The organism is Niveispirillum sp., from assembly GCF_052437035.1.
GTDB lineage: Bacteria > Pseudomonadota > Alphaproteobacteria > Azospirillales > Azospirillaceae > Niveispirillum.
Map to the genome: position 1 here is coordinate 23,920 of NZ_JBQVOH010000008.1, position 20,253 is coordinate 44,172.

21 protein-coding genes and 1 tRNA gene are annotated in these 20,253 nt (G+C 64.8%); 13 read left to right on the top strand and 9 right to left on the bottom strand.

Going from position 1 to position 20,253, the window contains the following annotated elements; translation table 11 throughout:
* Positions 1 to 198: 198 nt before the first annotated feature.
* Positions 199 to 1,146: a hypothetical protein gene (locus tag ACT6Q8_RS18665; RefSeq protein WP_444733727.1), complete on the bottom strand. Its 948-nt coding sequence runs from the start codon at positions 1,144 to 1,146 to the stop codon at positions 199 to 201.
* A gap of 378 nt (positions 1,147 to 1,524) precedes the next feature.
* Here ACT6Q8_RS18665 and ACT6Q8_RS18670 point away from each other — a divergent pair, with 378 nt between their 5' ends.
* From ACT6Q8_RS18670 to ACT6Q8_RS18680, 3 genes are read left to right on the top strand one after another with little or no spacing between them, the layout of a single operon-like run.
* Positions 1,525 to 1,998: a hypothetical protein gene (locus ACT6Q8_RS18670; RefSeq protein WP_156344747.1), complete on the top strand. Its 474-nt coding sequence runs from the start codon at positions 1,525 to 1,527 to the stop codon at positions 1,996 to 1,998.
* Positions 1,988 to 2,419: a helix-turn-helix domain-containing protein gene (locus ACT6Q8_RS18675; protein ID WP_054169342.1), complete on the top strand. Its 432-nt coding sequence runs from the start codon at positions 1,988 to 1,990 to the stop codon at positions 2,417 to 2,419. Before ACT6Q8_RS18670 ends, ACT6Q8_RS18675 begins: the two co-directional genes overlap by 11 nt.
* The gene (locus tag ACT6Q8_RS18680; RefSeq protein ID WP_444733726.1) at positions 2,412 to 2,894 is read left to right on the top strand and encodes a hypothetical protein; all 483 of its coding nucleotides are present in this window, start codon (positions 2,412 to 2,414) and stop codon (positions 2,892 to 2,894) included. Before ACT6Q8_RS18675 ends, ACT6Q8_RS18680 begins: the two co-directional genes overlap by 8 nt.
* On the opposite strand, the gene ACT6Q8_RS18685 is transcribed toward ACT6Q8_RS18680, so the two are convergent.
* The 4 genes from ACT6Q8_RS18685 to ACT6Q8_RS18700 all read right to left on the bottom strand — a co-directional run bounded on the left by ACT6Q8_RS18685 (position 2,878) and on the right by ACT6Q8_RS18700 (position 6,731).
* The gene (locus ACT6Q8_RS18685) at positions 2,878 to 3,351 is read right to left on the bottom strand and encodes a helix-turn-helix domain-containing protein (protein WP_156344748.1); all 474 of its coding nucleotides are present in this window, start codon (positions 3,349 to 3,351) and stop codon (positions 2,878 to 2,880) included. The two genes, ACT6Q8_RS18680 and ACT6Q8_RS18685, sit on opposite strands and share 17 nt — an antisense overlap.
* A 3-nt stretch (positions 3,352 to 3,354) precedes the next feature.
* The gene (locus ACT6Q8_RS18690) at positions 3,355 to 4,074 is read right to left on the bottom strand and encodes an AAA family ATPase (RefSeq protein WP_444733725.1); all 720 of its coding nucleotides are present in this window, start codon (positions 4,072 to 4,074) and stop codon (positions 3,355 to 3,357) included.
* Positions 4,075 to 4,308: 234 nt separating this feature from the next.
* On the bottom strand, positions 4,309 to 6,456 hold the full coding sequence (locus tag ACT6Q8_RS18695; RefSeq protein WP_444733724.1) for a transposase: 2,148 nt from the start codon (positions 6,454 to 6,456) through the stop codon (positions 4,309 to 4,311).
* Positions 6,453 to 6,731: a helix-turn-helix domain-containing protein gene (locus ACT6Q8_RS18700; protein WP_444733723.1), complete on the bottom strand. Its 279-nt coding sequence runs from the start codon at positions 6,729 to 6,731 to the stop codon at positions 6,453 to 6,455. The genes ACT6Q8_RS18695 and ACT6Q8_RS18700 overlap by 4 nt, the downstream gene beginning before the upstream one ends.
* 296 nt (positions 6,732 to 7,027) lie before the next feature.
* Here ACT6Q8_RS18700 and ACT6Q8_RS18705 point away from each other — a divergent pair, with 296 nt between their 5' ends.
* Complete coding sequence (locus tag ACT6Q8_RS18705; protein WP_444733722.1) at positions 7,028 to 7,735, top strand: hypothetical protein; 708 nt, start codon at positions 7,028 to 7,030, stop codon at positions 7,733 to 7,735.
* Positions 7,736 to 8,070: 335 nt separating this feature from the next.
* On the opposite strand, the gene ACT6Q8_RS18710 is transcribed toward ACT6Q8_RS18705, so the two are convergent.
* A tRNA-Leu gene (locus ACT6Q8_RS18710) sits at positions 8,071 to 8,156 on the bottom strand.
* A 151-nt stretch (positions 8,157 to 8,307) separates the two neighbouring features.
* On the opposite strand from ACT6Q8_RS18710, the gene ACT6Q8_RS18715 reads away from it, so the two are divergent.
* On the top strand, positions 8,308 to 8,823 hold the full coding sequence (locus ACT6Q8_RS18715; RefSeq protein ID WP_054167745.1) for a GNAT family N-acetyltransferase: 516 nt from the start codon (positions 8,308 to 8,310) through the stop codon (positions 8,821 to 8,823).
* Here ACT6Q8_RS18715 and ACT6Q8_RS18720 read toward each other — a convergent pair whose 3' ends face one another.
* The gene (locus ACT6Q8_RS18720; protein WP_054167744.1) at positions 8,824 to 9,669 is read right to left on the bottom strand and encodes a hypothetical protein; all 846 of its coding nucleotides are present in this window, start codon (positions 9,667 to 9,669) and stop codon (positions 8,824 to 8,826) included.
* A gap of 175 nt (positions 9,670 to 9,844) precedes the next feature.
* On the opposite strand from ACT6Q8_RS18720, the gene ACT6Q8_RS18725 reads away from it, so the two are divergent.
* Positions 9,845 to 10,054, top strand: a complete 210-nt coding sequence (locus tag ACT6Q8_RS18725; protein ID WP_156344555.1) for a hypothetical protein — start codon at positions 9,845 to 9,847, stop codon at positions 10,052 to 10,054.
* A 101-nt stretch (positions 10,055 to 10,155) separates the two neighbouring features.
* Here the strand turns inward: ACT6Q8_RS18725 and ACT6Q8_RS18730 are convergent, their stop codons facing one another.
* Positions 10,156 to 10,851, bottom strand: a complete 696-nt coding sequence (locus tag ACT6Q8_RS18730) for a tRNA-uridine aminocarboxypropyltransferase (RefSeq protein WP_054167771.1) — start codon at positions 10,849 to 10,851, stop codon at positions 10,156 to 10,158.
* A 202-nt stretch (positions 10,852 to 11,053) separates the two neighbouring features.
* Between ACT6Q8_RS18730 and map the strand changes: the two genes are divergently transcribed.
* The 3 genes from map (at position 11,054) to ACT6Q8_RS18745 (ending at position 14,469) form a co-directional block, all read left to right on the top strand.
* The gene (gene map, locus ACT6Q8_RS18735) at positions 11,054 to 11,872 is read left to right on the top strand and encodes a type I methionyl aminopeptidase (RefSeq protein WP_444733721.1); all 819 of its coding nucleotides are present in this window, start codon (positions 11,054 to 11,056) and stop codon (positions 11,870 to 11,872) included.
* 97 nt (positions 11,873 to 11,969) lie between these two features.
* Positions 11,970 to 12,797, top strand: coding sequence for a RadC family protein (gene radC / locus ACT6Q8_RS18740; RefSeq protein ID WP_444733720.1), 828 nt, complete (start codon positions 11,970 to 11,972; stop codon positions 12,795 to 12,797).
* Positions 12,798 to 12,903: 106 nt separating this feature from the next.
* Positions 12,904 to 14,469 carry an alpha-N-arabinofuranosidase gene (locus ACT6Q8_RS18745; protein WP_444733719.1) on the top strand — a complete coding sequence of 522 codons (1,566 nt, stop codon included), beginning with the start codon at positions 12,904 to 12,906 and terminating at the stop codon, positions 14,467 to 14,469.
* A gap of 104 nt (positions 14,470 to 14,573) precedes the next feature.
* On the opposite strand, the gene araD1 is transcribed toward ACT6Q8_RS18745, so the two are convergent.
* Complete coding sequence (gene araD1 / locus ACT6Q8_RS18750; protein ID WP_444733718.1) at positions 14,574 to 15,569, bottom strand: AraD1 family protein; 996 nt, start codon at positions 15,567 to 15,569, stop codon at positions 14,574 to 14,576.
* Between the two features lie 186 nt (positions 15,570 to 15,755).
* Between araD1 and ytfQ the strand changes: the two genes are divergently transcribed.
* The 4 genes from ytfQ to yjfF are packed head-to-tail and all read left to right on the top strand — an operon-like array spanning position 15,756 to position 20,252.
* Positions 15,756 to 16,751, top strand: a complete 996-nt coding sequence (gene ytfQ, locus ACT6Q8_RS18755; RefSeq protein WP_444733717.1) for a galactofuranose ABC transporter, galactofuranose-binding protein YtfQ — start codon at positions 15,756 to 15,758, stop codon at positions 16,749 to 16,751.
* Positions 16,751 to 18,283, top strand: coding sequence for a sugar ABC transporter ATP-binding protein (locus ACT6Q8_RS18760; protein ID WP_444733716.1), 1,533 nt, complete (start codon positions 16,751 to 16,753; stop codon positions 18,281 to 18,283). Before ytfQ ends, ACT6Q8_RS18760 begins: the two co-directional genes overlap by 1 nt.
* Positions 18,280 to 19,278: an ABC transporter permease gene (locus tag ACT6Q8_RS18765; protein ID WP_444733715.1), complete on the top strand. Its 999-nt coding sequence runs from the start codon at positions 18,280 to 18,282 to the stop codon at positions 19,276 to 19,278. The genes ACT6Q8_RS18760 and ACT6Q8_RS18765 overlap by 4 nt, the downstream gene beginning before the upstream one ends.
* On the top strand, positions 19,275 to 20,252 hold the full coding sequence (gene yjfF / locus ACT6Q8_RS18770; protein ID WP_444733714.1) for a galactofuranose ABC transporter, permease protein YjfF: 978 nt from the start codon (positions 19,275 to 19,277) through the stop codon (positions 20,250 to 20,252). The genes ACT6Q8_RS18765 and yjfF overlap by 4 nt, the downstream gene beginning before the upstream one ends.
* Position 20,253: the final 1 nt, after the last annotated feature.

Below are 20,253 nucleotides of genomic sequence, written 5' to 3' on the forward strand. Positions count from 1 at the left end.
TTTGGGGGGCTTGGTCCCCTCACCCTCCCAAACGCTTGCGCGTTCGGGCCCCTCCCTCTCCCGCAAGGCGGGCGAGGGACAAAATTTCATCCCTCGCCCACGAAGGTGGGAGAGGGAGGGGCCCAGGCCTTCGAAGGCCTGGGAGGGTGAGGGAACAAGGCCGGGCCGTAAGACCGCCCGGCGTCTGAGGGAAAACGATTACGTCGGCGCCGTACCCGACCACAGCTTGAAGGCATTGCCGCCGGCGGCGGGGCGGGTGAAGCGGACGGGGACGGAGAAGCCGACATTGCCGTTCAGGTCGACGGTGCTGACGCGGCCGATCTGCACGCCGTCGGCGGTGAAGCCCACCTGGGTACCGGCGGCCGTGTAATGGACCAGCTGCAGGCTGGTCTTGGTGTCCAGCATGGCCTCGATATTCAAGGTGCCCAGGGGCGGGGCCATGAAGACCAGGGTGCCGGTGGGGTTGAAGCTGTTGACCTCGGCCCCGGAATAGTTGGGGCGGTTCACGAACACCGCATCATTGCCCAGATTGATCTCCAGGCTTTCCAGGGCGATATCGATCCCGCCCAGCTTTACCGTCGGCGTGTTCTCGTCCGACAGGACGGCGGGCTGGCGGTAGGTGGCATAGGTCGGGGCCACGGGCGGGGCGCTGGCCGCCGACGGGGCGGCATAGATGCCCTTGGCCTGGCTGGTCAGGATCGGCACCTGGCCATTGGTCAGGCGGATGGACCCGCCGCCCATCAGACCGGCCAGCACGCGCAGCTCCCCATCGCGATAGAAGCGGCAGGTGAAGCTCTCCTGGCCCGTGATGACCGGGGCATATTCCACGCGGGTCGTGGCGACGATGGTTTCCTTCAGGCTCAGCAGGCGCGCAGCCGGGCCCCAGTGCGGGGCGGTGGCGGCGGCCGTGGGCGGGCACAGCGGCACCTCGAACGACACGCTCTGATGCAGGTTGGTCGTATAGGCCTCACGCGCGGCGGCCTGCCGGCCATCCAGCGCCAGCTCGACCTCGCCACCATCCATCGGCGTGATCGCGCCGTTCATGGTGATCAGCGCATCGCCGGCGGCGACGGCGACGGGTGTGCCCTTGGTAACCTCGGGCGTCAGGAACACGACCTTGGTGTCCCATTTGAACGGAGCGGGCATGGATCAACTCTCCTTGGACGCGCCGGCGGGGCCGGTATCCGGTCCTGTTGATGTTCGGGGTGGGCGCCGGCCTTGTCGTCCGGTGCCGCCAAACCTGCCAGGACCCGCCCCCAACCGCCCCCCGGACGGGCGCGGGCGGATAATAGGCATTAATTCCTTCCGGCGAGGGATCAAAGCGGTGGGGGATTGGGTCGACTCTGACGCGCATATCCAGTAAAAGTATCATCCTATTGGTTTAGCCTTTGCCCCTGCGCGTCACGTTCGCACGCTGAATGCCGGAAACCACATGCGGCCTGTCCAGATGGCAATATCCTGCTCAGTTCACGACCAAGCAGCTCTGGCAGGCACCGGCAGCACAGCGCGGAGGCGTTGACTTTAATGGCAACGCCCGCCATGTTAGCAAAGCAAGGGGTGCTGCACCGGTACGAGCCGGCGCTGGAACCCGGCCATATGCCGGAACGGATGCTGTACTGTACCAACGGTTTTCTGGACTGGTTTTCAACGGTGCTGCCAACCCTGAAAAAGGACAAAGGCTCCCTGACGCCGGAGGAACAGGTTGATCGGGTTTTGTGGGAATTCGTGACCGGCAAACCCCTGGTCTACAACCAGGGTGCCAAGAACCTGGACCCGATGATCGACGGTGTATGGGAGCTGAAGACCACGGATGTGCGGATTTTCGGATGGTTCGCGGCCAGAAACACCTTCATCGCGACCAACGGTGCCCTGCGATCCGCATTGGTCCCCTGGGCGAAATATGCGCCGTATATCGAGGAGGCGAAGCATGTCAGGAACAGCCTGCACCTTGATGAACCCAAGTTCCTCCCCGGTGGAGCCCTGAAAGATGTCCTTTAAGTCCCGTATCGACAAACGTCGCCAGACCTATATCCGGCTGTTGAGCGAGATCGCACACGCCCTCAATCAGGCACTGGATGAGGAACATGTGCGCCGTGGCCTGACCCAGGCCGACATCGCCCGCACCTTGGGCAAGGAAAAATCCTTCGTCTCCCGCAAACTATCCGGCGACACCAACATGACGTTGGAGACATTGGCCGACCTGGCCTATGCCCTGGACCGTCCCGTGCATGTCTCGCTGCCGTCGCGCGAGCCTGTGGCTGGAACGAACTATTTTCAGCGTTACCGCATCGGCGGGGAGGAAAGTAAGGCGGTGTCGGCGGAGCCTGTCCGGCCATTGGCAGCGGACGCCACGGAAACAGCTTTTAGCTACAGAACCATCTGGACTGGCCGTCAAACAAAGGTTCCCGAACATGCATGACGGGGTCTCCGTTCACGCGGTCTTCTGCGATGACGTGCGTACCGAATTAGATGGAAAAATCACGCTGGTAGGAATGCATATGCGGGGCGTGACGGTGAACGGCACCGCCCCAGCGGCCTTACCGCAGCTTTGGCTGGCACTTTGGGTCACTTACTCTGCATCGTTGATCCCAGATACCATCCGGATCGTGGCAAAGGGAGATTGCCTGGACAGCCAGCCATTTGACGCCACACTTAACCCGCGATCAGACGCCGAAACAGAGATCGCCTCTGCAGACCTTAACGAGTATACGGTAACCGAGTTCATCGTGCACCGTTGGTCACCGATCTTCTTCAAGGATGATGGCTCTTTGACAGTGGATGTCATTGCGAATGGTGTTGAAATATTTGCCGGCAGTTTTCCGGTAACCATCGCCCTTGCGCCCAATTCGCAAATACCCCCTGCTCTTCACCTCCCCCCTACCCGCCCCAGCTGAACAGCGGCAGCGGCGCCGGTTTCCCCGCCTTCCCTCGCCGCTGCACACCGGCGCCCCTTACCCCCACCGCCCGCACCCCCTTCACATAGCGTTCGATGGTCTTGGGGTCGCGGTAAAGCCGCCGCGCGATGTCGCGCACGGTCCAGCCCTTCTGGCGCAGGGCGCGGGCATCGACCAGGGCCAGGTAATCGGACGCCGCCGGCCAATGCAGGTCCAGCGCGCCATACTCGGCCCGCATCGCAGCCACCACGCGCCGTCCCAGCAGGCGGACCATGGGATGGTCGGGGCCGGGGCGGGCGGGAAAGCGCGCCTCGCCCCCGCCATAATGCCGGATGAAGGCCAGGGTGCTGCGCAGGCCCGCGGCGCGCAGCAACGGCTCGTAACTGTCGGGCAGGACCGGCAGGCTGTCGCGGCGGCGCAGCCGGTCCTGCTCGCGCGCGCTCAAACCCTCCACCATCCCTCACCGCCCCGGCCGCGCGGCGCGGCCCCCGGTCAGGGGCACGGCGCGCGCCATGGCGGCGGTGACCAGCGGATCGCCCCCCTGCCGGCGGCCGATGGCCTCGATGGTGGCGATGGCGTCCAGGATCTCGCGCAGGTGCCCGCCCGTCTGGGCCAGCACTACCTCCGCCACCCCGTCCTCCACCGCCACCTCGCACAGGTCGGACAGGATCGCGGCCACGAAATCGCGCCCCTGCGCTTTGGTCCGCACCACCTGGCTGATGCGGCTATAGACCTGGGGAAAGCGTTTCAGGCGGCGTTCGGCCTCCTCCATCCCGACAATCACGATGCTGGCACCCGTCACATCCGACAGGTCGCGCAGGCATTCCAGCGTCTGGCGACGGTCCAGCACATGGTCGACCTCATCCACCACCAGGGGGCGGGGACGGGCGGTCAGGGCGCGGGCGGCCAGGTCGAAATTGGCGGCATTGCGCCCCTCCGGCACCTGGCCCAGCCCCGCCGCCAGCTCGGCCAGAAAGGCGGCCTGCGTCCAATGCGCCTTGGCGCGCAGGTAAAGCCCGCCCTCCTCGCCGGCATAATGCCGGGCCAGCGCCGTCTTGCCATGCCCCGCCGCCCCACAGAGCAGCAGCCACGACGCCTCCCGCGCGCCCCGCCCGGCCAGCGCGCACACGGCCTCGTCAAAGGCGATGGAATTGGATGTGGTGGCAAAAACACGCTTCATGCTGTTTGCTCCTGATCGGATTTGAAATCGACATGTCGCCGGCCCGGCGCCCGGTACGGCGCGATGCGCCCTCACCCTCCCAAGCCCTGACGGTCTTGGGCCCCTCCCTCTCCCACCTCCGTGGGCGAGGGGCAAAACAAGGGAAGCCCTGATTTCCGTCCCTCGCCCGCTTTGCGGGAGAGGGAGGGGCCCGCCGCGCAGCGGTGGGAGGGTGAGGGAGCGACGCCCCCCCCCTCAGCCCGCCTGAAGCCGCCCCGACAGGCCGGTGCCATGGCGCCGGTCATGGTCGGCAACGGCGCGGGCCAGCCTTGGGTCGGCCATGGCGGCGGCCAGATAGGCGCGGTCATGCGCCGTCACCGCCGCCTCGTTTGCCGCGCACCAGCCATACATGGCCAGATCGCTGGCAAAGAAGGCCGGACGCTCCCCGTCTGTCGGCCCGGCCAAGGCCACCGACACCGGCACCGCCTCCCCCTCGATCACCGGCGGCCCATCCGCCCCGTCCAGCTCGGCCAGGATTTCCGCCCGTTTCGCCTCCACGGGCCGCAGGCGACGGCGGGCGCGCTGTACCCGCACCGTGTCGAAATAGGGCCGGCTGTTGCCCCCGGCCTCGGCCACGGCGATCAGGGCGCCCGACAGGGACCGCACCCAGACGCGGGTGGGGTCGTGGATATCGAACCCGACCTGCACCGCCTCGCCATGATGCGGCTCCAGGTCGGGGTGGAAATAGGCATTGTTGAACAGGGCCACCTCGGCCCGGCGCACGCGGCGGATCAAATGCGGGCGGAACAGGTCTTCCGCCTCGGCATCGGACAGGCGGACAGGCGCCCAGCCGCGCGCCATATGCGCCTGCCAGGCCTCATCCGGGCTCATATGCCGGCGCTTGCCCGTCGCGGCCTCGGTCATGCGGGGCAGGCCCGAATGCGGGGCGGCATTATAGGCGGCCACGCAATCGGCGGCCCAGCGCAGGAATTCCGCCCAGCTTTGCAGAAGGTCGGACCGCCCCTGTTCGCTGATGTCGCGCTCCACCTGCTTCACGATGCGCCGCCGCGCCTCGGGGTCCATGCCGGTACCGCGAAAGGCTGGCAGCGCCTTGGCGGGGCGGATGAACAACCGGTCCCAGCCCTTTTCGATCTGGCCGCGCGCCTGGGGATTGCCGGGCCGGCCCAGCGCGTGGGTGGCCCCCAGCCGCCCCTGCAACCCCGCCAGATCGCCGGTATTCAGCTTTGACCGGAAACCGGCGCCATTGTCGGTATAGGCGATGGCCCACAGCCCGGCCTTGCGCGCCGCATCGGCATAGGCATCCATGACGGTCCAGGTGCTCTCCGACAGACCCGCCGACCAGCCGATGACCCGCCGCGTGGCCACACAGCGCACGACGGTCAGTTCCGGGGCAAAGGGCCGGCCATGGATGGGGTGGGCCACATCCTGCTTGGCCGTGAACCCGTCGGCGATGACCACGTCCAGCGGCTCCAGATCGCTGGTGTCGCGCCGCACGAAGGGCCGGATGGCCTTCAGCGCCGCCGGCCCCATGCGGCCCTTGTTGCGCTCCACCGCCGACAGGCTGGACAGGAACCGCCGCGCCTGCCCCTCGCTGGGCCGCACCGCCCCGTCCATGCGGGCAATGGCATCGGGCACCGACGGTTTGGACGGCAGGCGATAGGCCGCCAGGAAGGCGGGCGCCCAGACGGGCAGGGACGGCCCCGCCCGCACATCGGCGGGCGCCAGGACCAGCGCGTCACACCCCGCCCGCTGCCAGATACCCCACCAGCGTTTCAGGGTCGGCACCGACAGGCTGCGCGCCCCGCTGTTGCCGGCCCGCGCATTGGCCACGGGCACCAGTTGGGCCAGGGCCGACGGCAACGTGCCCGCCCGCGCCTGCCCCGCCACCACGCGCAATGCGGCGTTCAGCCCGCCATCGGCGGCCAGCGCCCGGATATGCACCAGAAGTGCGGCCCGCGCCTCCATACAGCGCCGCTGCCACCCGTCCAGCGTGCCCGGCACGGGCGGCACCGCCCGCCCCGGACACGCGCCCTTCCCTCCGTTCCCCCCCTTCTCCCCTGCCACCGCCACCGCCCTGGCCGGCGGGGCAGCCGTCCCGGCGGCGGGAGCAGCGGGAGCGGTGGATGCAGCGGGCGGAATGGACAGGAAATGCGCCAGAACCGCCTCGCGGATGGCAATGGGCAGACGCGACAGGGGAAAGACCTTGGCCCGCCCGCCGCGCACGGGACGGGTGGTGCTGGGCCATCTGCCGCTGGCCGCGCGCAACCGCACGGCCCGCTCCGTCACGCCCAGCACCTGGGCCAGCAGCCTTGTATCCACCAGATGCACCGGCTTATCCGGCGCGGCGGGTACAACGGGCAAGGCATCATCCACCGCCCTCATGGCACACCCGCCTTGCCGCGCACGGCATGCAGCCTGGTGCCGTCGGCATGATAGCGCTCCTGGAACAGGATGCGCGCCTCCAGGTTCAGATGGCGGGCAATGGCCTGTTCGACACGATGATTGGGCGCATACATGGCCTGCCCCACGGCGCGGCTGGAAATACCCAGCTCACGGGCGATGGCCGCAAAACTGCTGGCCCGCAGCCGCAACCGCCCCTGCACCCAGATAGACCGCGCCCGCACATCCCCCGGCACCCCCAGATCAAAACTTCGCATAGGAACTCACCCCCGACTGCCGATAGGAATATAAATCCCATCTCACCCCATCGTAGTCAAGGATGAAAAACCTATTCCGACTTTATTCCCATAGCTAGAATCCCCTCACACCCCCCAACCCCTCGGGCCTCCTGAGCATTCCTTCACCCTCCGGAATCCCCCACCCCACCTCCCCCACCCTTCCCCCTTCCCCCTCAATGAGCCAGAATTCCTAACCCCCCTCCCCTCCCCCCACCGCCCAACACCACCCGCACCCCATTGTCCAAACGGGTCAAATGAGGTGGGGGGGTATAGTCATGCCCCGGGCCGACCGCTACCCTGTCGCGGCGGCCGAGGCGACGCGGGCGCTGCTGATGATCCGTCTGGGCCTGCACCTGGGCGTGAGGCAGAAGAACCTGCGCCAGCTGCTCTGGAAGCCCAGGGGTGCCATGCCCTCGACGGTGCGGCACCTCAGCGACCTCCGCCGCGGCGAGCTGCGCTGGAACAGCCGCGACGGCGGCTGGGAGGTCTACATCCCGGTCGAGGCCTTCAAGAACGCCGGATCGTCCTATTTCCGCGGCCAGGCCTTCCACCTGCGGCTGCCCGACCTGCATGGGCTGTACGACCTGATCTCCGGCTACCTGGACCGGCACCGACCGCTGCTGTTGGGCACTGCCGCCGATCCGGGAACGTTCTTCTTGAAGACGGCGAAGCGGACGTCGACCGACGCCGAATACGGCCAGACGACCTTCTATGAAGCCTGGCGCCTGATCATCCAGCGATACGGAATCTACAATCCCTTCACCAAGCGCGGTGCCATCCAAGGCCTGCTGCCCCACGGGCCGCACAACGTCCGCGACGTGCTGGCCACCCACATCCTGAAGAAGACGGGCTCGTATGAGCAGGCCAGCTACGCCATCCAGGATTCGCCAGAGACGGTCCAGGAGCATTACGGGCGCTTCCTACCCGGGGACAAGGCAGCACTGGCGGCCAAGGTGCTGAACGAGGTTTGGGAGGCGGCATAGGGGGTGTCGACGTCAGCGCTTGCGGCGAATAGGGCGATATTCGCCGCAAATGATGCGACGAATGAGAGGCCCTATCCAAAGGAAGCCGACACGTCAGAGAGCGGCGACGATGTCGCTGACAAACACCTGTGGGACGGCCGCGTCACACATGTTCCGGTCAAGAAGTGCGCTTTTCCAAAGGTATTTGTCGAACATCGAGCGGAATGGCGATGGGTTTCCAGCCAGGCCCAGGCGCTGAAAAAGCTATACAGATTCGTTTTATGGTTTGCAGTCGGCTATCATATGATTCACTGAGTGCGCTAATTGGTTGCCGTCACAGCGCAATGAAATCAAATTGGTGCCTGCTACCGGACTCGAACCGGTACGCCCCGGAGGACAACAGATTTTAAGTCTGTGGCGTCTACCATTCCGCCAAGCAGGCCCTTATAGGGATGGGGAACCTAGCCGAAGGTGGGGCGGGATGGCAAGCGTGTGGTTGTCCGTCAGATGACGATCACACGCTATTCCAGGTATGCCCCACCCCCGAACCCGTCATGGCGGCAGAAACCGCCCCTTGTTGAAGGACGCACCGCATGCAGATCCGCGACGCCGTTGATGCCGATGCCCCGGCTATCGCTGCCATCTATAATGACGCGGTGGTCAACACAACGGCCATCTGGAACGAAGTGCAGGTGGATGTGGCCAACCGGGTGGGCTGGATGGCGGACCGGCGGCGGCTGGGTTATCCCGTGCTGGTGGCGGTGGATGGTGACGGCACTGTCCTGGGTTACGCATCGTTCGGGGACTGGCGGGCGTTCGATGGCTACCGGCACACGGTGGAACATTCCGTCTATGTCCGGACGGACCGGCGCGGCGGCGGGATCGGCAAGGCGCTGATGCAGGCCCTGATCACGCGTGCACGAGATATCGGCAAACATGTGATGGTGGCCGCCATTGAGGCGGGAAACCGGGGCTCCATCGCGCTGCATGAAGCCTTGGGCTTCCAGCGTACCGGCCTGATGCCGCAGGTGGGGATGAAGTTCGGGCGCTGGCTGGATCTGGCATTCCTGCAACTGATCCTGGACGACCGCCCCACCCCCGATGCCTGATCAGGCCGCCGCCTTCGCGGCGCTGGTGCTGCCCTGCCCCAGGTCGGGTTGACCGGGAGCATTGCCGCCGCTGCTTTCGCGATGGTCGCGATCTTTCTTTTCGGCGGCTTCGGCATCCTCGGCGGCAGCGACGACACCCGTGCGGCGGGTGCGGTCGGTCAGGCGCATCATTTCGCGCCACATCTTTTCCTCGTCCGACACCTGCGTCGGTTCCGGTGGCATCAGTTCCTTGCCCATGCCGGCGCATTCAAGGGACAGTTTGCCATCGGCATCCAGCGTGAAACCCGTGGCCCCACTGATCTTCTGGCCTGCCGCCACCAGACGCTTGGATGCGGCCTCCGCGTCGGCACCGGCATTGACCTGGCTGTAATAGCCATCCACAGCGTCGGCATGTTCCATCATCTGCGCGTCACCGACCAGCTTGCGCAAGCGGTTCTGCAGCTCCGGTTCCCGCGACAGGACCTTGTTCACCTCTGCTGCGCGTGGGTCGTCGCCATCGACCTTTACAGTGCCGGATGTATCAACGCGGAAGGCCAGTGGCGGCTCGCTCTTGATGCCGGCCACAGCCAGCACCATGCGCAGCTCGTCCCCCACCTTCTGCGTATCCGCGGCTACACTTTCACGGCTGGGCAGCTCCAGCGCGGGCAGCCCCTCCACCATGGAATGGTTGGTGGCCGTCAGGCCGCCCACCTGCATGGTCTCACCCGTGGGTGCGCCGTGGAAGCCCACCTTCTCCCCGGCATCGACCGATCCGGCCTTGCTGCCCGACACGCCGGACGTGCCCGCTGCACCGGCGGCTGGTTGCCAGCGGACACGGTTGCTACTGCTTGATCCCTGGATATCCATGGAACGATCCTTCCCATCACCAGGCAAAATTTGCCCATGCCCCTGGGCAGGCTTTGCCGGCACCCAGGCAGCGGAAAGAAGCGGTTACCCTTGGCGTCCGGCGGTTTTTCCCGCATGCCTTTGTCCCGGACACCCCGCCCGCGCGGGGAAGGGTACGTGTTAAAAAGCAAGCGACGTGCCAGCCCTTGCGGCGGCGATGGGCGCGGCCCATATCGACAGAATGACAGAGAACCAGATCCTGGCCCTTATCTCCTCCGTCCTGGTATTGATCCTGCTGCTGCGCGGCGTGCGCTTGCCGCGCCAGGGCTTGTTGCCCCAGATCGTGGTCTGGCTGCTGATTTTTGCCCTGGTCGGGCTGTCCTACAAATTCTTCGGGCCAGTGTAGGCTGGGTTTTGTCGCATGCAGGCTTCGCCCTTATGCGACCTACGATGGTGCACTGTTTCGTAGGTCGCATACGCGGAGCACATGCGACAAAACACTATCCCTTATACCGGCGGTGGCAGGCCCGGCTTCACCGGACGGCGCTTATGCTTGCGCCAGCGTGACAGCAACTCGTCAAACGGCTTCAGCAGCCGTTCCTGCAGGCCCGGATCGCCTTCCAGCTTGCCATAGACGAAGGCACCCGCTTCCAGCGTGGAGACGCTTTCCTTGCGCGGTTCCTTGCGGACATTGCCATAGGCGGAGCGGAAATCGGGGTGGATGACGATGCGACGCAGCTTCAGCATCCAGGCATTGCGCCACCACAGGGTCTTGGCCTGTGCCCAGGTACCGTCGATCAGGACGATGCCTTCCAGGTCGGACAGGATCAGGTCGCTGTCAGGCGCCACGTCCTTGCGCCCGAACACGGCGATTCCACCGCGCGGTACCTTGGCCACTTCCTCTTTGCTGCCCATGAACAGCACGCCCCAGCGCTTGGCATCCACCTGCCGGCCCAATGCCTTGGACAGGGACGGCCAGGACAGACCGATCTTCAGCACGCTGTTTTCAATCTGCCCGGTCAGGAGGCGGGCGGTGCCCAGCTCCACATCCTGTTCCTGCGGATGCATCAGCACCAGCAATTGCAGGCGCGTGCGTTCCGGCACCAGCGCGGCGCACAGGCACAAATCTTCGGGCTTGCCGCAGGTGGCGCAAGGGGGCGGGGGTGCCGGCGGCGGCGGAAGGATCAGATCGTCTTCATTCATGGTGGAAGCGACCATAGCGCATCACGCGCCAACATGGCAGGGGGCGGGTACGCAATGCCGCCATGGCAAGGCGTGAAGCGCCCCCGATCCATGCTTGATGCAGGTCCCAGGCATTGGGACGCCGGATTTGCGGCCTGGGCACCGGTTCGTGTAAGGTGCCCGGCTGAACCGTGAATTCCGTATCCTGAAAGTACCGATACCGATGACCCAGGCCGAACTCGCCGACGAATACGAAGACAAGCGCTCCATCAAGCTGCACAAGCCCGAGGATTTCGAAGGTATGCGCAAGGCTGGCCGTCTGGCCGCCGCCACGCTTGATTACATCACGCCCTTCGTCGTTCCCGGTGCCGTTACGGAAGAACTGGACGACAAAATCCTGGCCTTTGTGGAGGCCAATGGCGGCACCTCGGCTACCGTCGGCTACAAGGGCTATACCAAGGCGTCCTGCATCTCCATCAACCATGTCGTCTGCCACGGTATTCCGGGGCCAAAGCGTCTGGTCAATGGCGATATCGCCAATATCGACGTCACTGTCATCGTCGATGGTTGGTTCGGCGATACATCGCGTATGTATATGGTGGGCGATGTCGGCGTGAAGGCGAAGCGTCTGGTCGATGTAACCTATGAGGCGCTGATGCGCGGCATTTCGGTGGTTAAGCCGGGGGCGACCCTGGGCGATATCGGCCACGCCATCCAGTCCTATGCCGAAAGCTTCCGTTTCTCGGTGGTCCGCGATTTCTGCGGCCATGGCCTGGGCCGCGTGTTCCATGATGCGCCGTCGGTGCTGCATTACGGCCAGAAGGGCCGGGGTGCCGTGCTGGAGGAAGGCATGTTCTTTACCATTGAGCCGATGATCAATGCCGGTCGGTATGAGGTGAAGGTCCTGTCCGATGGCTGGACCGCTGTGACGCGGGACAAGAGCCTGTCGGCACAGTTCGAACACTCGATCGGCGTCACCAAGGACGGGTTCGAGATTTTCACCCTGTCGCCTGCCGGTTATACCAAGCCGCCCTACGCGTAATTCCCCACCCTCTTCCCGTCTGGCATCCCATCATCACCGCTGTTACACTTGTAGGAAAGTGAGCGGTGATGGTCTTACACATCATGGGTGTGGTGGGATGGCGGTGAAGCGGACGGCGAAGGCGACACGGATGGATGAGGCGGCGGTAAAATCGCCGCCACCCGACGATGACCTGCTGGCCGCCTTGCTGGCCGGGAAACCCGCCCCTGTGAAGCCAGCTGCGGTGGCCAAACCGGAACCGGTGGAAGAAACGCCGCATTATCATGGCCACCGCGACCGTCTGCGTCAGCGTTTCATCGCATCGGGCCCCGACGCGCTGCAGGATTACGAACTGCTGGAACTGCTGCTGTTCCAGGCCATTCCCAGGCGGGATGTGAAGCCGCTGGCCAAGGAACTGATGACGGCATTCGGCAGCTTGTGGGCCGTCACCCAGGCATCGGCGGAGGCACTGCGCAACCGGTTCAACTTCTCCGACGCCACCATCGCCCATATCCGCGTAGTCGGCGCCATCGGCCTGCGTATGGCGCGCCAGCAGGTGATGGGGCAGCCCATCCTGTCATCCTGGCAGAAGCTGCTGGATTACTGCGCCGGGGCCATGGCGCATGAACCGGTGGAACAGTTCCGCCTGCTGTTCCTGGACCGCAAGAACACCCTGATCGCGGACGAGGTGCAGCAGCGTGGCACCATCGACCATACGCCGGTCTATCCGCGTGAGGTGGTGCGCCGCGCCCTGGAACTGGGTGCCAGTGCCGTCATCCTGGTCCATAACCATCCCAGCGGCGACCCAACGCCCAGCCGGGCCGATATCGACATGACCAAACAGATCGTCACCGCCGCAACGGCGCTGGGCGTGGTGATCCATGACCATGTCATCATCGGCAAGGGTGGGCGCTATGTCAGCTTCAAGAGTGCGGGGTTAATGTAGCCACCAATCATCTCAATAATCATATTATATGATGATCCTACCCTTAAATTCGGGTAGGATGCGCCCCCGTTGGAAAAATCAGAAACATGCGGGGGAGGAAATACGCATGAAGGGTTTGCATCGCAGCCTGGCCCTGTGTCTGGGCCTGCTGACCGCCGTTCCGGCCTTTGGCCAGGATGCCAAAGTCACCGTCAATGGCGCACAGCCCGGCCCCGTCCTGGCGCCGGAAATCCAGGGTCAGTTCGCCGAACATCTGGGCCGGCTGATCTATGAAGGCATCTGGGTCGGAGAAAAATCATCCATTCCCAACGTCCGGGGTTATCGCAAGGATGTGCTGGAGGCTTTGAAGGCCATCCGCGTGCCGCTGATCCGCTGGCCCGGCGGCTGTTTTGCCGATGAATATCACTGGCGCGACGGTATCGGCCCCCGCGCCAAACGGCCCGTGGGCGTCAACACCAACTGGGGTGGTGTCGCCGAAACCAATGAGTTCGGCACCCATGAATTCATGGATTTCTCCGAACTGGTCGGGGCCAAGACCTATGTGAATGGCAATATCGGCACCGGGTCGGCGCGCGAAATGGCGGACTGGGTCGAATATATGACCAACCCGTCCAAATCCACCCTGGCCCAGACGCGCCGGGCCAATGGCCGTGACAAGCCCTGGACACTGGACTGGTTCGCCATCGGGAACGAGACCTGGGGCTGCGGCGGCAATATGCGGCCGGAATTCTATACCGACCAGTTGCGCCAGATCCGCACCTTCATCAAGCCCGCCCCCGGACAGCCGACCAAGATCATCGCCAGCGGCGGCAATTCAGACGATTTGAAATGGACAGATGTGGTGATGGCCGGGTCGGCCAACATGATCGACGCCATCAGCCTGCATCACTACGCCCTGCCCTCCTTCGGTCGGCCCACACGCGGCACCTGGAAGGAAAAGGGATCGGCCACGGAATTCGGGGAAAGCGACTGGTTTGCGCTGATGGTGACGGCCACGCAGATGGATGATCTGCTGACCAAGCACAGCGCGGTCATGGACAAGTATGACCCAAAGAAGAAAGTGGCCCTCGTCGTCGATGAATGGGGCAACTGGTTCGACCCCACGCCCGGCACCAATCCTGGCTTCCTGGAGCAGCAGAACACGCTGCGCGATGCCGTGACGGCGGCGATCAACCTGAACATCTTCCACAAGCATGGCGAACGTGTGCGCATGGCCAACATCGCGCAGATGGTCAATGTGCTGCAGGCCCTGATCCTGACCGACGGGCCGAAGATGCTCCTGACCCCCACCTATCATGTCTTTGACATGTATAAGGATTTCCAGGGTGCAACGCAGTTCCCGGTGACCGTGGCGGGACCCAAATACAGCTACGCTGAACGCAGCCTGCCCTCGATCAGCGCCTCTGCCGCCCGTGCCAAGGATGGCAGCGTGCTGGTGGCCCTGACCAACATCAACCCGAATGAGGCGGTGCCGGTCACGGTCAGCCTGGATGGCGTGACGGCGGCGGGCGTATCAGGCCGCATCCTGACGGCCCCGGCCATGAACGCCCATAACAGCTTTGCCCAGCCGGACGCCGTGAAGCCGGCTTCGTTCAACGGGGCAACGCTGACCGGATCTACCCTGTCGGTGACACTGCCGGCCAAGTCGGTCGTGGTGCTGGTGGTGAAGTAACCACATGGCCGTCGCATGCGGCCCTTCGGACCTTATGCGACCTACGACGATATGCCGTTTCGTAGGTCGCATAAGGGCAGTGGCCCGCATGCGACGCGCCACCCTCACAACCCCTTCACCACCACCGGCACCTCTGTCGCCTGGGCCAGACGGTTGCGCAGCGGCAGGCCGAAGGGGGCGGCCTCCACCTCGAACACATCGCCGGGCTGGGTGGTGAAACCGTCGCTGAAGGACAGGGTGGCGGTACCGAAATAATGCACATGCGCGTCGCCGGGCCGGCGGAACCCATCATATTTGAAATGATGATATTCCAGGTTCGACAGGCTGTGGGACATGTTGGCCTCCCCGGACAAGAACGGCTTTTCCCAAACGGTCTTGCCGTCGCGCACGATGCGCGTCGTGCCACGGATATCGGCGGGCAAATCACCCAGTAGCAGTTCCGGGCCGATAGCGCAGACGCGCAGCTTGGAATGCGCCAGATAGAGATAGTTCTGACGTTCCGTCACATGGTCCGAAAACTCGTTGCCCAGGGCGTAGCCCAGGCAGAAGACGCTGCCATCCGGCCCCACGATATAAAGGCCTGCAATCTCCGGCTCCTCCCCGCCATCCAGGGCGAAGAACGGGGAGAGAAGGTCGCCATCGGGACGCGCCAGGATGGAGCCATCGCCCTTGTAGAACCATTCCGGCTGCACGCCGACCTGTCCGGGTGCCGGCTTGCCACCATCCAGGCCCATGCGGAACATGCGCATGCTGTCGGTCTGCTTGGCAGGATCGGCCAGATCGCGATGCATCTTGTCCCGCCCCTCGGCGGAACCCAGATGCGTCAGGCCCGTCCCGGCCACCAGCAGGTGGGCCGCATCCGGGTGGTCCAGCGGCGGTAGAACCCGGCCATCGGCCAGGGCGGCGGCCAGATCAACTGGGTCCCCCGTCGCCTGGGCCTGGGCCAGCGACAGCAGGGAAAGACCCGCCGCGATGGCCTGCTGCGCCAGTTCATAGGTGGTGGCGGCACCGGTCAGGCGACGGGCCGGCGCATCATCCTGGCGCAGGGCCACGGCCCGCTTGCCCTGCTTGTCCACAAACTGCGTCAGACGCCACGCCATCGCGCTCACTCCTTGGGATTTGGTATATTCTGTCTCAGGTCATGCACCACGCCGCCAGGATATGGCATTTGGCGCTGGACTAAATGATATAATAATACTAATCATTTTTTCCTAGCATGAAATGGCAGGGCAGCCCCGGCAAGAAGGCGGTGCCCGGTCCGGGGATGGAAACGACAGAGGGTTGCGATGAAGGCTTTCGCGAAATATGGGGCCGTGGCGTTGATGCTGGCCGCCATGACGGGCTGCGGCGACAAGGGCGGGGCGGACAAGGCGGCGGATGCCGGCAAGGCCGGCGGCGCCCTGACCATCGGCTTCTCGCAGATCGGGTCGGAATCCGGCTGGCGTGCCGCAGAAACCAAGCTGGCCAAGTTGGAAGCGGAAAAACGCGGCATCACCCTGAAAGTGTCCGACGCGCAGCAGCAGCAGGCCAACCAGATCAAGGCCATCCGGTCCTTCATCGCCCAGGGCGTAGATGCCATCCTGCTGGCCCCCGTCATCTCGTCCGGCTGGGATGAGGTGCTGGGCGAGGCCAAGGCTGCCAATATCCCTGTCGTGTTGCTGGACCGGCAGATCGACACCGCAGATGCCAGCCTGTACTTGTCCGCTGTCACCTCTGACACGGTGGAGGAAGGGCGTGTGGCGGGCCGCTGGTTGGTTTCGACGTTGGCGGGTCGGGACTGCCGCGTCGTGGAAATCCAGGGCACCATCGGTGCATCGCTGGTCGCCAACCGCAAGAAGGGGTTCGAGGAAGGCATCTCCACCGCCGCCAATGTGCAGATCGTCCGCACCCAGTCCGGCGAATTCACCCGCGCCAAAGGCAAGGAGGTGATGGAAGGCTTCATCAAGGCCGAAGCGCCGGGCAGCATCTGCGCCGTCTATGCCCATAATGACGATATGATGATCGGCGCCATCCAGGCCATGAAGGAAGCGGGTCTGAAGCCGGGCAGCGACATCCTGGCCGTGTCCATCGACGCCGTGCCCGACATCTTCAAGGCCATGGCCGATGGCGATGCCAACGCCACCGTCGAACTGACGCCTGACATGGCCAGCCGCGCCTATGACCTGCTGGCCGCGTACAAGAAGGACGGGACGCAGCCGCCGAAATGGGTGCAGACGCCGTCCACCCTGTACCTGCCCGACACGGCAGCAGCGGAGTATGAGCGCCGCAAGGACCTGTACTGATGACCGAAACGGCGGCGACGCTGCTGTCGGCACGTGGGCTGACGCGCACCTATCCGGGTGTGCGGGCCTTGGACGGGGTGGATCTGACCCTGCGCGCCGGGGAAATCCATGCGCTACTGGGTGAAAACGGGGCCGGCAAATCCACCCTGATCAACCTGCTGACGGGCGCGCAACCTATCGAAGCCGGGTCCATCCATCTGGATGGGCGGGAGGTGCGACCCAGAAGCCCCGCCGATGCGGCTGCCAGTGGCATAGTCGCCGTCTATCAGGAGATCACCCTGCTGCCCAACCTATCGGTGGCGGAGAATATCTATCTGGGGCGGGAGCCGACGCGGTTCGGTCTGGTGGACCGGGCGCGGATGCGACGCGAGGCGGCGATATTGCTATCCCGCTTTGGTCTGTCGATCGATCCAGCACAGCCGCTGTCGGCCTTTTCCACCGCGGTCCAGCAATTGATTGCCATTGCGCGTGCCGTCGATATGTCGGCGCGGGTCCTGATCCTGGATGAACCGACGGCCAGCCTGGACAGCGCGGAAGTGGCAGTTTTATTCCGCCTGATGCGTGAACTGGCGGCGTCGGGCATGGCGGTGCTGTTCGTCACCCATTTCCTGGATCAGGTCTATGAAGTCACCCACCGCATCACCGTTCTGCGCGGCGGAAAGCTGGTGGGCGAACGGAAGACGGCGGCGCTGCCGCGTCTGGACCTTGTCGCCATGATGCTGGGCAAGTTGCCCAGCGGCGACAACCATCTGCAGCGCCATGCCGCCCGCGAACCGGGTGCGCCGTTTGTGACCGTAAAGGACCTGGGCAAACGGCATCTGGTGGCGCCGTTCAGCGCGGAGATACGGCGGGGCGAGGTGCTGGGCGTGGCCGGCCTGCTGGGGTCTGGCCGGACGGAGACGGCGCTGTTGCTGTTCGGGGCAGAACGGGCCGATGCGGGCGAGATCATTGTGGATGGGGCGGCGGTCACGCTGCGCGGCCCGCGCGATGCCATCCGCTTAGGGTTCGGCTTCTGCCCAGAGGATCGAAAGCTGGACGGTATCGTGCCCGACCTGTCGATCCGGGAAAACATCGTGCTGGCCCTGCAGGCCCGCCTGGGTTGGGTCCGGCGGCTGCCCCTGGCGTGGCAGCGGGAACTGGCCGACACCTATATCAAGCTGCTGAATATCCGCACGCCGGACGCGGAGAAACCCATCCAGCTTCTGTCGGGCGGCAATCAGCAAAAGGCGCTTCTGGCCCGCTGGCTGGCGACCAAGCCGCGTCTGCTGATTCTGGACGAACCGACGCGCGGCATCGATGTCGGCGCGCATGCGGAGATCATCCTGTTGCTTGAAAAACTGCGGGATGAGGGCATGGCGCTTTACGTCATCTCCTCAGAGGTGGAAGAGGTCGCCGCCTATGCCGACCGGGTCATGGTGATGCGTGAACGCCGTCAGGCCGGCATGCTGACCGGGGAGGAGGTCACGCCATCAGCGATCATCGACGCCATCGTGACGCCGGTGGATGTCCCGACCCCGGAGCAAGCGGCATGAGCGGATGGTTCATGGAAGCCCGGTCGCGGCTCGCCCTTCTGGCACTGGTCCTGCTGGCCAATGTCCTGGTAGCGCCGGGCTTTCTGGAATTGCGGCTGGTTGATGGGCGGCTGTTCGGCGGGATCATAGATATCCTGAACCGGGGTGCGCCTGTCATGCTGCTGGCCGTCGGCATGGCGCCCGTCATTGCCACGCGCGGCATCGACCTGTCGGTGGGGGCCGTGATGGCCATCGCAGGGGCCGTCGCCGCCGCAACGGTGAATGCAGGCCATGCCTGGCCCGTCGCGGTAATGGCGGCCCTGGGAACCGGTTTGGCCTGCGGCCTGTGGAATGGCGTCCTGGTCACGATTTTCCGCATGCAGCCCATTGTCGCCACCCTGATCCTGATGGTGGCGGGGCGTGGCATCGCACAGATGATTACAGAAGGCCGCGTCCTGACCTTCACCGATGACGGTCTGGCGGGTGTCAGTTCGGCCAGCCTGCTGGGCCTGCCCCTGCCGGTCCTGATCGCGCTGGCCGCCGCCATCATCACGGGCCTGCTGGTGCGTGCAACGGCCCTGGGATTGTTCATTGAGGCGGTGGGGACCAGTCCGCGTGCGTCGCGGCTGGCTGGTGTGCCGGCGCCTGGTATCCTGATCGGCGTCTATGTCTGGTCGGGGCTGATGGCGGCCCTGGCGGGGCTGATCGCCACCGCCGATATCCGGGGTGCGGATGCCAATAATGCCGGCCTGTGGCTGGAACTCGATGCTATCCTGGCCGTCGTCATCGGCGGGACCAGCCTTTATGGCGGGCGGTTCAGCATCGGTCTGTCGGTGCTGGGCGCCATCATTCTGCAGGGCATGCGGACATGCATCCTGCGTTCCGGCCTGCCCCCGGAACTGAACCTGCTGCTGATGGCGCTGGTGATCGCCCTGGTCCTGGTGGTGCAGTCGCCCGCGTGCCAGCCGGCCATCGCAAGCCTGACAGCCCGTCTAACACGAAAGGGAACGGCATGATGCGCATCAATGCCCGCACCCTTCCCTTCCTAGCCACGCTGGGCGTCTTCATTCTGCTCTATGCCGCCTGCGCCATCCAGTATCCGTCGATGCTAAGCACCCGTGTCATCGGCAATCTGTTGACCGACAATGCCTTTCTGGGCGTGCTGGCGGTTGGCATGACGTTCGTCATCCTGTCGGGCGGCATCGACCTGTCGGTGGGGGCCGTGATGGGCTTCACGACCGTGGCGCTGGCGGTGATGATCGAGGGGGCGGGCCTGCACCCGCTGGCCTCCTTCACCATCGTGCTGGTGGGGGGTGCTGCGTTCGGGTGCGGCGTGGGGGCGGCCATCCACTGGCTGAAGGCCCCACCTTTCATCGTTACCCTGACGGCCATGTTCCTGGCGCGCGGGGCGGCGCTGTTGCTGTCCACCGACAGCATTCCCGTGCGCCATGAGTTCTATCAGACCTTGTCGGGCCTCTCCCTTTCCCTGCCCGGTGGCGGGCGGCTGGGGCTGATCGCCATGCTGATGCTGCTGGCCTTTGTGGTGGGCGGGGTGCTGCTGCATTTCACACGGGCGGGGCTGCGTGTCTATGCGCTGGGTGGCAATGCCCGCTTTGCCGGCCTGATGGGCATTGATACCGCGCGGACCACCATCCTGGTCTATGGCGTATCCAGCACCATGGCTGCCCTGGCTGGCATTATCTTCTCCCTCTACACCCGTTCCGGCTATGCCCTGACCGGGGTCGGGGTGGAGCTGGATGCCATCGCGGCGGTCGTGATCGGCGGGACCCTGCTGTCGGGTGGGGTGGGCGGCATGGCGGGATCGCTGATCGGCGTGCTGATCCAGGGGTTGATCCTGACCTGGATTACTTTCGATGGCAGCCTGTCATCCTGGTGGACGAAGATTGCCATCGGCATGCTTTTGTTCATATTCATCGGGCTGCAACGCCTGATACTACAATTCTCCGCTCCCACCGGGCGTACGGGGTAGA

What these genes read in the sequence shown, in the direction of transcription:
- ACT6Q8_RS18680 (WP_444733726.1), top strand. Translation starts at nt 2,412, where the DNA reads ATGCATGACGGGGTCTCCGTTCACGCGGTCTTCTGCGATGACGTGCGT.
- ACT6Q8_RS18715 (WP_054167745.1), top strand. Translation starts at nt 8,308, where the DNA reads ATGCAGATCCGCGACGCCGTTGATGCCGATGCCCCGGCTATCGCTGCC.
- yjfF (WP_444733714.1), top strand. Translation starts at nt 19,275, where the DNA reads ATGATGCGCATCAATGCCCGCACCCTTCCCTTCCTAGCCACGCTGGGC.
- ACT6Q8_RS18730 (WP_054167771.1), bottom strand. Translation starts at nt 10,851, where the DNA reads ATGAATGAAGACGATCTGATCCTTCCGCCGCCGCCGGCACCCCCGCCC.
- ytfQ (WP_444733717.1), top strand. Translation starts at nt 15,756, where the DNA reads ATGAAGGCTTTCGCGAAATATGGGGCCGTGGCGTTGATGCTGGCCGCC.
- ACT6Q8_RS18700 (WP_444733723.1), bottom strand. Translation starts at nt 6,731, where the DNA reads ATGCGAAGTTTTGATCTGGGGGTGCCGGGGGATGTGCGGGCGCGGTCT.
- ACT6Q8_RS18720 (WP_054167744.1), bottom strand. Translation starts at nt 9,669, where the DNA reads ATGGATATCCAGGGATCAAGCAGTAGCAACCGTGTCCGCTGGCAACCA.
- ACT6Q8_RS18705 (WP_444733722.1), top strand. Translation starts at nt 7,028, where the DNA reads ATGCCCCGGGCCGACCGCTACCCTGTCGCGGCGGCCGAGGCGACGCGG.
- ACT6Q8_RS18670 (WP_156344747.1), top strand. Translation starts at nt 1,525, where the DNA reads ATGGCAACGCCCGCCATGTTAGCAAAGCAAGGGGTGCTGCACCGGTAC.
- araD1 (WP_444733718.1), bottom strand. Translation starts at nt 15,569, where the DNA reads ATGGCGTGGCGTCTGACGCAGTTTGTGGACAAGCAGGGCAAGCGGGCC.
- ACT6Q8_RS18745 (WP_444733719.1), top strand. Translation starts at nt 12,904, where the DNA reads ATGAAGGGTTTGCATCGCAGCCTGGCCCTGTGTCTGGGCCTGCTGACC.
- ACT6Q8_RS18695 (WP_444733724.1), bottom strand. Translation starts at nt 6,456, where the DNA reads ATGAGGGCGGTGGATGATGCCTTGCCCGTTGTACCCGCCGCGCCGGAT.
- radC (WP_444733720.1), top strand. Translation starts at nt 11,970, where the DNA reads ATGGCGGTGAAGCGGACGGCGAAGGCGACACGGATGGATGAGGCGGCG.
- ACT6Q8_RS18675 (WP_054169342.1), top strand. Translation starts at nt 1,988, where the DNA reads ATGTCCTTTAAGTCCCGTATCGACAAACGTCGCCAGACCTATATCCGG.
- ACT6Q8_RS18760 (WP_444733716.1), top strand. Translation starts at nt 16,751, where the DNA reads ATGACCGAAACGGCGGCGACGCTGCTGTCGGCACGTGGGCTGACGCGC.
- ACT6Q8_RS18690 (WP_444733725.1), bottom strand. Translation starts at nt 4,074, where the DNA reads ATGAAGCGTGTTTTTGCCACCACATCCAATTCCATCGCCTTTGACGAG.
- map (WP_444733721.1), top strand. Translation starts at nt 11,054, where the DNA reads ATGACCCAGGCCGAACTCGCCGACGAATACGAAGACAAGCGCTCCATC.
- ACT6Q8_RS18665 (WP_444733727.1), bottom strand. Translation starts at nt 1,146, where the DNA reads ATGCCCGCTCCGTTCAAATGGGACACCAAGGTCGTGTTCCTGACGCCC.
- ACT6Q8_RS18765 (WP_444733715.1), top strand. Translation starts at nt 18,280, where the DNA reads ATGAGCGGATGGTTCATGGAAGCCCGGTCGCGGCTCGCCCTTCTGGCA.
- ACT6Q8_RS18685 (WP_156344748.1), bottom strand. Translation starts at nt 3,351, where the DNA reads ATGGTGGAGGGTTTGAGCGCGCGCGAGCAGGACCGGCTGCGCCGCCGC.